We start from the raw sequence: 10,336 nt of genomic DNA, 5'->3' as shown, positions 1-10,336 counted from the left end.
ATCCCCGTGGCCGATAACAACTTTGTCGCAGATATCGATAAAAAGACCATTCTCCACAACGCCTGGGATTTGATTGAGAACAAGCGCCAATTGCCGAGCGTTACCTATTCGCTTCAAATGCAGGTCCAGAATGTGGTTGCCCTCATCCGTGACCTTGGGAGCCTCACTGTTCATGCGTAACGTGACTGAGTTACCAAGCACATCCATTGTGTCCAACGCCTCTTCGATCAGCAATTTTGTTGTTTGCCATCCGAAAGGGATCACTTCCACAGGCAAAGGGAAGGCGCCCAGTGTTTCCACTTCTTTGCCAGCATCTGCGATTACCACCATTTGATCGCTTGCAGTGGCCACAATCTTTTCCTGCAACAAAGCCGCCCCGCCGCCCTTGATCAGGTTTAACTCGCCATCAAACTCGTCGGCACCATCGATAGTCAGATCCAACCATCCTGCTTGGTCCAGTGAAACGACTTCTATTCCGACCTCTCGCGCCAGTTGGGCTGTCGCGGTCGAAGTTGGCACACCCCGAATTTTCAGCCCTTCTTTCGACACACGCTCTCCCAGGCGTCGAACCAACCATGCGGCCGTTGATCCGGTTCCAAGCCCGACACGCATCCCGTCCTGAACGAGTTCAGCCGCGCGGTTGGCCGCAACGAATTTAGCCTGTTCAATCGGCGACATTTCACCAGTCATGGCAACTTCCCCTCAGTCTTCTGCGGGTTATATACGGAAAGCTTTCAGCAACTGCGAGAGCCAATCTTGCTTGCACCAATATTAACTGTCCAACCCAATACGCGTTTCCAATGGGAAGCGTCGCAATCAGGTCTTCGCTATGCAATCACTTCGCTTACATAGGAGACATGAAAACACGCTACCGCCTACATTACGCGCCCGACAATGCATCGCTGGTGATCCGACTGGCACTAGAAGAGATGGGCCTGCCCTTTGAAACTGTTTTGGTTGACCGCCGCAGCAACGAACAAAACAGTGAAACTTACCGAAATCTCAATCCAAATGGTTTGATCCCCGTGCTGGAAACCGAACAGGGGCCGATTTTTGAAACTGCGGCAATCTTGCTATGGCTTTCCGACAGACACGGGCAATTGGCCCCAAGCCCAGAAAGTCTGGATCGCGCGGCGTTTTTGAAATGGCTGTTCTTTGCATCAAATACATTGCACGCCGACCTACGCCTTGTTTTCTACGCCGACGCTTATATCGATCCCTCGTACGCCCAAGCATTACGTTCGGGAGTACAGCGTCGTTTGCGGCGGCATCTAAGTGTGCTGGATGCTCTTGCGAAAACTAAACCGGACTGGCTGAAAGCGGAACAACCTTCGATCTTAACCTATTACATTGCCTGCATGATGCGCTGGATGGCGCTTTATCCTTCTGGCGAGGATCGTAGCTGGCTCCAGCTATCCGACACACCCCACCTGCAGTCTATTCTGATGCAACTGGAGTCGCGTCCAGCGACACGAGCAGCTGTCGCTGCAGAGGGCTTGGGAGCCACACCTTTTACTGCGCCAAATTACGCCAATCCTCCAGAAGGGTCTGCAACCTGAAATGTTTCTTTCTGTCTTCGATATGTTCAAAGTGGGCATCGGCCCGTCATCTTCGCATACCATGGGACCGATGGTGGCAGCTGCACGGTTTTTGGAGTTGCTGCGTTCCTCACCATTCGAATTCACTGGTCTGCGCGGTTCGCTGCACGGTTCACTGGCATTTACAGGCGTGGGTCACGCGACAGACCGGGCGACAATTCTCGGGTTAGCCGGCTTTGTTCCCGATACCTACAATCACGAAAAGGCTGAAATCGCTCTTGCAAACATAGCCGAAACCCAGTCCGTGTCGCCCGAAGGACTACCCACTCTCACATTCGACCCAAAGACTGACCTGACCTTTGATTTCGACAACACCTTGCCCGGTCACGCCAACGGAATGATCCTAATGGCGACCGATGCTCAGGGCGATGTCATCTTACGGCAGGTTTATTACTCGATCGGCGGCGGTTTTGTGTTGACCGAAGAAGAGTTGGCCGAAGGCAAGGCAACGGAAGAAGGAGCCCCGGTTCCCTTCCCTTTCAAATCTGCGGTCGAAATGTTGCAGATGGCAAAAGATAGCGGCAAAAGCATAGCTCAAATGAAGCGGGACAACGAAATAGCCCGTGGATGCGCCGACGGTTTCGCGAAAGGATCGGCGCGGCTTTGGCAAGTAATGAACGATTGTATCGAAAGAGGACTGACAACCGATGGCATTCTGCCAGGCGGATTGCACGTACGCCGCCGCGCCAAGGGTATCTATGACGCTTTGCAAGGCGAACGAGGAATGAACCTGAATGCACCGCATACCATAAACGATTGGATGAGCGTTTATGCCATGGCGGTGAATGAAGAAAACGCCGCCGGGGGTCAAGTCGTCACTGCCCCGACAAACGGCGCAGCGGGCGTTTTGCCTGCGGTGATACGCTATTATCTTGATCATGTTCCGGGAGCGTCAGAAAATAAGATTGAAGATTTCCTGCTCACCGCTGCGGCCATTGGTGGTTTGGTGAAGTTCAATGCCTCGATTTCAGGCGCCGAGGCGGGCTGCCAAGCCGAGGTCGGCAGCGCTTCTGCGATGGCTGCAGCCGGCTTGTGTGCAGTTTTAGGTGGTTCTCCCGAGCAAGTGGAAAACGCGGCCGAAATCGCTCTCGAGCATCATTTAGGTATGACCTGCGATCCAGTCGCGGGTCTTGTTCAGGTACCGTGTATCGAACGCAATGGTCTCGGCGCGATAAAGGCCGTCTCTGCCGCATCACTTGCACTGCGCGGCGATGGAAAGCATTTTGTGCCGCTGGACGCAGTCATTGAGACCATGCGCCAAACCGGGCTTGACATGCACGAGAAGTACAAGGAGACCTCATTGGGTGGTCTGGCAGTCAACGTGCCTAATTGCTGACACCAACCTTAAACTTCAAAATCCGAGGAATTCCATGCAAGGACATTGTTTATGCGGCGCAGTCCGCTTCGAAGTCGATCTGCCAATACTTTCTTGCGTGAATTGCCATTGCGACAGTTGCCGACGCCAATGCGCAGCTCCGATGACCACCTATTTCGGAGTTCGGGACGGCCAGTGGAGATGGACGGGTGAGGAACCAAAGCGTTTTGCTTCGTCACCCGGAGTAGAGCGTTCGTTTTGCTCACATTGCGGCACTCCGATTTCATTTAGATCCGTCAAAATGTCGGACGTCATGCATTTGTATGTTGCCACACTCGAAAATCCCGGTCTGTTGGAACCTTCGCTCAACGTAGCAGTTGAAGAAAAACTAAGTTGGTTGGCGCTGAGCGACGAGTTACCCGGCTGTATCGGACCGGATTACACCAAGTATCAACCAATAGTTGAAAATTAATGCGCGAGGCACCTTTTCACTTACTTGGTAAGAAGTTAGCGTCTCCGTAATGACTCAAGATCGGCCCGTATTCGGCATCTTTCTGATGCTAGGTTTTTGTGTACTCGCCCCTTGGGGCGACGCCATGGCCAAGCTGTTGGCAGAGTCGACCCCTGTCGGCCTCCTTGTGTTTGTCCGCTTTGCTGCTCAGGCTGTGATATTAGTTCCATTAGTAGTGCTGACCCGTAGATCGTTCCGCATGCATGGGCGCGTGTTGCGATTGACGGTTCTTCGTACCGTTTTGCATATTCTCGGTATCGCGGCGATGTTCAGCGCCTTGCAATACCTGCCATTGGCGGATGCAATCGCCATCGCATTTGTCATGCCCTTTATATTGTTGCTGTTGGGCCGATATGTTTTGAACGAAGAGGTTGGGCCGCGCCGGTTGATCGCATGTATTGTCGGTTTCCTCGGTACATTGCTTGTCATCCAACCCAGCTTTGCCGAAGTCGGGGCTCCGGCGCTACTGCCTTTGTTTGTAGCAGTAGTCTTTGCGTTGTTCATGCTCGTGACACGACAGATTGCCAAGGACACCGACCCAATAGCTCTTCAAGCTGTCTCAGGCCTAATGGCGAGCGTCGTTCTAATGCCAATGCTTGCTATTGGTACCTTTAGTGAAATCTGGGAAATCTCCTTGATCATTCCCGACAGGGATGTTCACTGGCTTTTATTTGCAATTGGCCTACTCGGAACACTTGCCCACCTAATGATGACGTGGTCTTTGCGGTATGCGCCGTCCGCCACGCTAGCCCCCATGCAGTACTTGGAAATTCCTGTCGCAACCCTGATCGGGTGGCTGGTCTTCAATGATCTACCCAATGGAATCGCTGCAATTGGCATATTAATCACGATCGCCGCAGGGCTTTACGTCATTCTACGGGAGCGGGCCAGCGTCCAGTCTGGCCCGACAGAAACGCCTGCATAACGATATCCAGCGCGCTACGCGGGAGGATCACAAGTAGCCCAGGACCGTCGATCCGCAGCTCGACATTCGCAACCGCTTTGTTCGAAGTTCCTACCAAACCATCGGGTTCCATTACCAGTTCGTCAATCGGCCACTCCAGCCCCTTGCTGCTCCCCGTTACGCGACGCAGAGGAAACAGCGAAACGGTTTGCTCAGGTTCAATTGGCAACTCAATCTGTGGCGGAGCATGAAACACGATCTCTTTGGAACCCAACAGAACGCAGGGACGGTCTTGGCGCCTGATAAGAGAATTAAAAGTCGCCAGTTTATGATCCACTCGCTCGCCAAGAAACCCCAAACCCAAAACCAAGGGTGCCTGAATATGACGCAGTGACTTGTCAAAATCGGTGCTGTCCTGTTCGGTGATCGGAAATAGACGGTCCGGAGGGATCCGATCTCGGTGTCGTGGTTCCAGTGAGTCCAGATCGCCGATTACTGCCTCCGGCATGTGACCCGAATCGATAAGAATTGCCGCGCCGCCATCCGCGGCCACCAAGCGATCGACGCGACTCAGCGCCAAACTCAAATCTTGCGGGCCGATCTTGCCACCGCCGAATAGCGCTATTGGCTCCTCAGCGCGTACAATTGGTTTGATTTTGGCAAGATTGACCATAATTCCCGGTTTTGGACATAATGAGACCACAAAATGATAGACTCATAGGCAAAGTTAAGAGTCGATTGGTGGGCACTCCGCCCAACAATGTGACTTGGTAGTTTGTAGAGGACCTGCGTCTGATGGTACAGAACAACAAGGTGTTAACCGTTTCTTACGGTACATTCTCCTGCACATTGGAAGGTTTCGACGATTCGTTTGAGACAATGAAAGCGATTGCCGAATACTTCCGCGATCTTGCAGCGGATGACCGTTATTTCGGTTCCGAGCCCCCCCAGCCAGACGCTGAAATGTTGACCCAAATTGCACAACGCAATCGCGCCCGAAACATTGAAGCCAGCCAAAGCGACGACGGTTTGCTGCTGCGCGCAGCTGACGAAGTGCCGGGCCCAGCGTCGCCTTCGGTTGTGGCCCCCACCACTGTTTCACAACAAACGCCGTCAGCTGACGACACTGCAGAGTTTTTTGCAGATTCCGAAGCGGGTGAATCCGCCGAAGAAGACAGTATCGCAGCTAAGTTGCAGCGCATTCGCGCTGTTGTTTCGCATTCTGGTGAGACCACATCGCGATACAGTGAAGACGAAGAAGACGGCGGCGGATTCGTTTCCCCTGCACAACCTCCGGTCGATGCGATCTCTGCTGCTTTCGAGGCTGGCGCACTCAGCGCGGGCGATCTGCAGGAAAATGTTGAGGAAGAACCGACCACAGCCGAAGCGCCATCAGTCGAAGTCGCCGAAACTGACGAACTATCTATTCAAGAACCAATCTCTGAAGCGTCTGCCGAGGATTTGGCCGAGCTGATCCAAGAAATCAATGCTCCCGACGAAGTCGATGCTAAGGATGACGTACTTCTTGAAGGCGAGATTGAAGAAACCGACGTAGAAATAACTGAGACCATTGAGGTAGCTGCCGAGATTCCTGAGCAGAAAGAGCCTGAAGAAGAGGTCGAAGTTGCATCAAGTGACGTGCTGTTCACCGATCTCGAAGACGACGCAGCCTTGGAAATTGAACCCGATGAAGTTGTGACCACTCTCGAGGCTGATCAGGATACTTCTGAAGATCAGGATGAAGCTATAAGTGATGAACCTGAAGCAAATCAGAACATCCTTACTGCGGCAGATGAAGCAAGGCTGCTGGACGAAATCTCTTTGGTAGAATCCGAACTAGCAATTCGTACCGCTTACCACGAGGAAACCGGCCTGGAAGAAGACGTTTCGCGCCTTATGGACAAGGCGGACGAACGTTTTGACGATCCTTCAACCTCGGATCAGCGTGAAACTTATTCACATCTGCGGACTGCCGTGGCTGCGGCCGAGGCAGAACGCGCCAGCAAGGGTGCAGAGGGTATGGAAAAGAGCGACAAGGAATATCGCGACGATTTGGAATCGGTTGTCAGTCCGCGACGCCCTGAGGTTCAGGTAAAGAGCCCTCGTCCAGGATCTACTGTGGCTCCGCTGAAACTCGTTGCCGAACAGCGCATAGATACGGATGACCGCGATACGGGTCCTGTAACTCCCCGCCGCGTTACTTCAGATGAACTGGAGGTGGATGAAGAAGAAGGCGGATTTGCTCACTTTGCACGGGAACAAGGCGCCCAGTCGCTGCCGGATCTTCTGGAGGCGGCCGCTGCATATCTTTCGTTTATCGAGGGACAGGAACAGTTTTCGCGTCCACAATTGATGAACAAGGTGCGGTCGCTAAAGCAAGAGTCGTTCAATCGTGAGGAAAGCCTTCGTACCTTTGGACAGCTGCTGCGCGATGGAAAGATTGAAAAGGCTGGCGGCGGCCGGTTTGCTGCATCAAACGAAATTGGGTTCCGCCCGGACGACACGCGCGCCGCAGGCTAAGGCAACTCGCAAATCAATTTTATCCCTATTGGGCCAGAGCATTCTCTGGCCCATTTTCGTTTAAGATACTATTGAAAAACAATCAGATCGGTCATTTGCCGTTTTGATCTGGGTCCTCTTTGCCGACACCACGGAAAACAAACTTGAACGGCAGTGCCCACAAAATTCCCAGCACGATATATACCAGCAACTCGACCCAAATTGGCGGACGATTGAGAAGGTTTACAACAGTCACAACAGCCACGATATAAAGCGGCAAGCCGATCACAAGGATCATCAGCGACCATCTCCGTCGCGCCTTATAACTTAGGCCCGGTTTCTGATCACCGCCCATCAGTCAGCAAACGGGTCTGTCACCAAAATGGTGTCGTCCCGCTCCGGGCTGGTCGAAAGCAATGCAACTGGACATTCAATCAACTCTTCAATTCGACGGACATATTTTATCGCGTTTGCGGGTAAATCCGCCCAACTGCGCGCGCCTTCTGTGGATTCGCTCCAACCCGGCACTTCTTCGTATATCGGAGTGCAGCGTGCCTGTTGATCAGCCGCAATCGGAAGATAGTCCAGCCGCTCTCCATCCAAGTCGTATCCAGTGCAGATTTTCAATGTCTCAAAACCGTCTAACACGTCCAGTTTGGTAAGTGAGATGCCATTTACACCGCTCGTCGCACAAGTTTGGCGGACCAAACAGGCATCGAACCAACCACAACGGCGTTGACGACCGGTCGTTGTTCCGAACTCATGACCCCGTTCACCCAATCGCTGCCCATCCGAATCGTGAAGTTCCGTTGGGAAAGGTCCCTCACCCACGCGCGTTGTATAGGCCTTAACGATGCCGAGTACGAAATCAATCGAGCCCGGGCCGATTCCCACGCCCGTTGCTGCCTGACCCGCGATTACGTTGGACGAGGTAACAAACGGGTAAGTACCGAAATCGATGTCGAGCAAAGCTCCTTGCGCTCCCTCGAAAAGGATGCGTTTTCCCGCCTTGCGCTTTTCGTTCAGAACCTTCCAAACCGGTGCCGCAAATGGCAATATCTGCGGAGCAATCTCTTTTAGCTGCGCTACCAAAGCGTCGCGATCCACAGACACAATACCAAGTCCTTTTCTAAGCGGATCATGGTGTTGCAATGCCCGATCTACGCGAGCTTCCAATGTTGCTTCGTCGGCTAGGTCAGCCACCCTTACTGAACGGCGCCCTACTTTATCCTCGTAGGCAGGACCAATACCTCGGCCGGTTGTTCCAATTTTGGTGCCTTTGCTGGCCGCTTCTTCACGCGCTCGGTCTAGCTCTCCGTGGATCGGAAGGATCAAAGGGGTATTCTCGGCAATCATTAAGGAATTCGGTGTGATTTCGACTCCTTGCTCTCGGATCGTGCCAATTTCCTTCATCAGATGCCATGGATCCAGCACGACACCATTGCCGATGACGCTCAACTTTCCGCCGCGCACAACACCCGATGGCAGCGCATGCAGTTTGTAAACTTCACCGTCGATGACCAGAGTATGCCCGGCGTTGTGTCCACCTTGGAAGCGAGCGATCACGTCAGCCCGTTCGCTGAGCCAATCCACGATCTTGCCTTTTCCTTCGTCACCCCATTGGGCGCCGACAACAACCACATTGGCCATATCCGGTCCTTTTGCGCTGAGATATCAAACCCGGCTGATATAACGAGGCTCGCGCAGCAGGGAAACCGATTTTTCGCCGCAGTTGACGAGTTTTAGATCTCACTCGCCATTCAACTGAACGGGTTGGCCATGCGGCGTACTAAGGTAGGCGTCTTCCCAGGCGACTCGCAGTTCAACAACTTCGTTGGAGCTGGCGGCACCCTGCTCTTCAAGCAAAGCCTCAAGAGTTTCCAACCAAGCAAAAAAATAGTCATTGCCGCCATTCAATTCACGATCCAAACCATGTCGTTTTAGTGTTTGCGAAAAACGCACCGCCCAGTCAGGCCAATCAAACTGTCCAGCTTCGTTCAACGCAACTGTCACTGCAAACAGCTGTGCATGCCATGGCTCAGCAAAGGCTGGTTCCGGGGCAGAGTGCGACATGCATCCGCTCATGCGGGTTCCAAATAACTTTGCCAAAGGTCCAATACTACTTCATCTTTCGGATGCTCCGGATCCGCCCAAAGTTCAGCAGCGGGGAAGGCAACCGCGTAGAGTGGCTCTGGAGCATCCCCCAATCGATGCGCGCTGGAATCAGGCAACACATGAGTTCCATGGACCATCAGTATTCTTCCTTTTGCCCCGGCAGCATAGGCAGGCAAACGGGTATGGCCGCCATCAACCAACCTATTAGCGGCAGGCCGCGTTGTAAGGACTGCCTGCCCTACATCAAAAGCAAATGGTATATCTGAGGGTCTATCTGCGGGGCCGCCACTTGCCAGTACTTTTGCAACAGCTTCGGCTTTCAATTTCCGGTCTGCCAGCGGGTGTTCCCCAGCCTCTTCGACATTTTTTAGATCATTCTCTGTTAAAACTCCGCTTTCGACCAAGAGATCTGCAAGCGCTGAAATCCACTTTTCATAATAAGAAAACCGGGTGTAATCCTTTGGTGACAGTTTTTCTCTGGCGTGGCGCGATATGTCGATATTCCATTGCCCCAACGATCCAGCGGCAAGGGTTACCGCCAAAGCCCGCGCATGCCAGTCATGTTGAAAAACAGGGGCATCCACAGCTTCTGGGGTCACCGCGCCATCGCCAAAACGACCACCCATGTCATGCACTCTTGTCATGACGGCACCCTTGGCATTCCGGTACCTATCATACTGTCCCGAGTTACAAGCGCAGCAAGCTCCTCTTCGTTCAAACTTTCGCTTCCTTCCGGGCGAATTGGCAAAACGAGATATCGTATTTCGGCGGTTGAGTCCCACACGCGCACCGCCGTTTCTACGGGTAAGGTTACACCGAATTCGGAGAGCACTTTACGAGGTTCTCGGACCGCCCTTGCACGATAGGCGTCGGATTTGTACCAGCCCGGTGGTATGCCCAACAGAGGCCAAGGGTAGCAACTACATAACGTGCAGACGACCATGTTATGCTGTTCCGGAGTGTTTTCCGCCACTACGATGTGCTCGCCCTGGCGCCCATGGTACCCTAATTCTGCCACCACAGAGGTCGCATCTTCCAGTAATGCCTGCTTGAATTCAGGATCAGTCCAAGCTTTTGCAATCACGTGCGCACCGTTCTGCGGCCCTATCTTGTTCTGATAGGTGTCGATGATTTCATCCAGCGCCGCGGGGTCGATCAAACCTTTGCGGATCAAAACAGTCTCGAGCGCCCTTACACGAAGCGCAGGTTCGGGCGGTAAAAGGGCGTGCGGGTGATCGTGATCATCATGAGGCATGGCCGAAACATGCGCGAGTCCCTGCTACGCTGTCCAGCCCCTTTGCTGTGATCTGACCCATTACGCAATTGGAGGCCAACTCATCACTTGCCCCCGACTGCAAACTTGCATAAGTACCACGCGATACACGTCACGCCGC

The 10,336-nt window shown here is 53.2% G+C and carries 12 protein-coding genes; 5 read left to right on the top strand and 7 right to left on the bottom strand.

The genetic code is table 11. The features are described 5' to 3' along the window. On the bottom strand, positions 1-690 hold a 690-nt coding region (rpiA, locus tag AC2FNV_RS02420; RefSeq protein ID WP_496772289.1), incomplete at its 3' end, for a ribose-5-phosphate isomerase RpiA. 167 nt (positions 691-857) lie between these two features. Between rpiA and AC2FNV_RS02415 the strand changes: the two genes are divergently transcribed. The 4 genes from AC2FNV_RS02415 to AC2FNV_RS02400 are packed head-to-tail and all read left to right on the top strand — an operon-like array spanning position 858 to position 4,349. Next, positions 858-1,559, top strand: a complete 702-nt coding sequence (locus tag AC2FNV_RS02415; protein ID WP_170603807.1) for a glutathione S-transferase family protein — start codon at positions 858-860, stop codon at positions 1,557-1,559. A gap of 1 nt (position 1,560) precedes the next feature. Beyond that, the gene (locus AC2FNV_RS02410; RefSeq protein WP_170603808.1) at positions 1,561-2,934 is read left to right on the top strand and encodes an L-serine ammonia-lyase; all 1,374 of its coding nucleotides are present in this window, start codon (positions 1,561-1,563) and stop codon (positions 2,932-2,934) included. Positions 2,935-2,968: 34 nt separating this feature from the next. Next, complete coding sequence (locus AC2FNV_RS02405) at positions 2,969-3,385, top strand: GFA family protein (protein ID WP_170475798.1); 417 nt, start codon at positions 2,969-2,971, stop codon at positions 3,383-3,385. 49 nt (positions 3,386-3,434) lie between these two features. Continuing rightward, a complete protein-coding gene (locus AC2FNV_RS02400; RefSeq protein ID WP_170603809.1) occupies positions 3,435-4,349 on the top strand; it encodes a DMT family transporter in 915 nt (304 codons plus the stop codon). On the opposite strand, the gene AC2FNV_RS02395 is transcribed toward AC2FNV_RS02400, so the two are convergent. Beyond that, positions 4,294-5,001, bottom strand: coding sequence for a thiamine diphosphokinase (locus tag AC2FNV_RS02395; RefSeq protein WP_170475801.1), 708 nt, complete (start codon positions 4,999-5,001; stop codon positions 4,294-4,296). The two genes, AC2FNV_RS02400 and AC2FNV_RS02395, sit on opposite strands and share 56 nt — an antisense overlap. A 122-nt stretch (positions 5,002-5,123) precedes the next feature. Here AC2FNV_RS02395 and AC2FNV_RS02390 point away from each other — a divergent pair, with 122 nt between their 5' ends. After that, positions 5,124-6,848 (top strand): putative sodium/potassium/calcium exchanger, encoded by a 1,725-nt coding sequence (locus tag AC2FNV_RS02390; protein ID WP_170610299.1) that lies wholly within the window; start codon positions 5,124-5,126, stop codon positions 6,846-6,848. A 91-nt stretch (positions 6,849-6,939) separates the two neighbouring features. On the opposite strand, the gene AC2FNV_RS02385 is transcribed toward AC2FNV_RS02390, so the two are convergent. The 5 genes from AC2FNV_RS02385 to nthA all read right to left on the bottom strand — a co-directional run bounded on the left by AC2FNV_RS02385 (position 6,940) and on the right by nthA (position 10,197). Further along, positions 6,940-7,182, bottom strand: coding sequence for a DUF2842 domain-containing protein (locus tag AC2FNV_RS02385; RefSeq protein WP_170475805.1), 243 nt, complete (start codon positions 7,180-7,182; stop codon positions 6,940-6,942). Next, entirely contained in the window at positions 7,182-8,477 is a 1,296-nt protein-coding gene (locus AC2FNV_RS02380) for an adenylosuccinate synthase (protein ID WP_170475807.1), read from the bottom strand. The genes AC2FNV_RS02385 and AC2FNV_RS02380 overlap by 1 nt, the downstream gene beginning before the upstream one ends. 99 nt (positions 8,478-8,576) lie before the next feature. After that, on the bottom strand, positions 8,577-8,912 hold the full coding sequence (locus AC2FNV_RS02375) for a nitrile hydratase accessory protein (RefSeq protein WP_170603811.1): 336 nt from the start codon (positions 8,910-8,912) through the stop codon (positions 8,577-8,579). Then, positions 8,909-9,586 (bottom strand): nitrile hydratase subunit beta, encoded by a 678-nt coding sequence (gene nthB, locus AC2FNV_RS02370; RefSeq protein ID WP_170603812.1) that lies wholly within the window; start codon positions 9,584-9,586, stop codon positions 8,909-8,911. The genes AC2FNV_RS02375 and nthB overlap by 4 nt, the downstream gene beginning before the upstream one ends. Beyond that, a complete protein-coding gene (nthA, locus tag AC2FNV_RS02365; RefSeq protein WP_170603813.1) occupies positions 9,583-10,197 on the bottom strand; it encodes a nitrile hydratase subunit alpha in 615 nt (204 codons plus the stop codon). The genes nthB and nthA overlap by 4 nt, the downstream gene beginning before the upstream one ends. Positions 10,198-10,336: the final 139 nt, after the last annotated feature.

Source organism: Ruegeria sp. BHSA163, from assembly GCF_059613365.1.
This window is presented reverse-complemented; position numbering and strand designations above follow the sequence as displayed.

Excerpts from the sequence above, each read along its gene's own strand:
- AC2FNV_RS02415 (WP_170603807.1), top strand. The coding sequence starts at position 858 with ATGAAAACACGCTACCGCCTACATTACGCGCCCGACAATGCATCGCTG.
- AC2FNV_RS02410 (WP_170603808.1), top strand. The coding sequence starts at position 1,561 with ATGTTTCTTTCTGTCTTCGATATGTTCAAAGTGGGCATCGGCCCGTCA.
- AC2FNV_RS02405 (WP_170475798.1), top strand. The coding sequence starts at position 2,969 with ATGCAAGGACATTGTTTATGCGGCGCAGTCCGCTTCGAAGTCGATCTG.
- AC2FNV_RS02400 (WP_170603809.1), top strand. The coding sequence starts at position 3,435 with ATGACTCAAGATCGGCCCGTATTCGGCATCTTTCTGATGCTAGGTTTT.
- AC2FNV_RS02395 (WP_170475801.1), bottom strand. The coding sequence starts at position 5,001 with ATGGTCAATCTTGCCAAAATCAAACCAATTGTACGCGCTGAGGAGCCA.
- AC2FNV_RS02390 (WP_170610299.1), top strand. The coding sequence starts at position 5,124 with ATGGTACAGAACAACAAGGTGTTAACCGTTTCTTACGGTACATTCTCC.
- AC2FNV_RS02385 (WP_170475805.1), bottom strand. The coding sequence starts at position 7,182 with ATGGGCGGTGATCAGAAACCGGGCCTAAGTTATAAGGCGCGACGGAGA.
- AC2FNV_RS02380 (WP_170475807.1), bottom strand. The coding sequence starts at position 8,477 with ATGGCCAATGTGGTTGTTGTCGGCGCCCAATGGGGTGACGAAGGAAAA.
- AC2FNV_RS02375 (WP_170603811.1), bottom strand. The coding sequence starts at position 8,912 with ATGAGCGGATGCATGTCGCACTCTGCCCCGGAACCAGCCTTTGCTGAG.
- nthB (WP_170603812.1), bottom strand. The coding sequence starts at position 9,586 with ATGACAAGAGTGCATGACATGGGTGGTCGTTTTGGCGATGGCGCGGTG.
- nthA (WP_170603813.1), bottom strand. The coding sequence starts at position 10,197 with ATGCCTCATGATGATCACGATCACCCGCACGCCCTTTTACCGCCCGAA.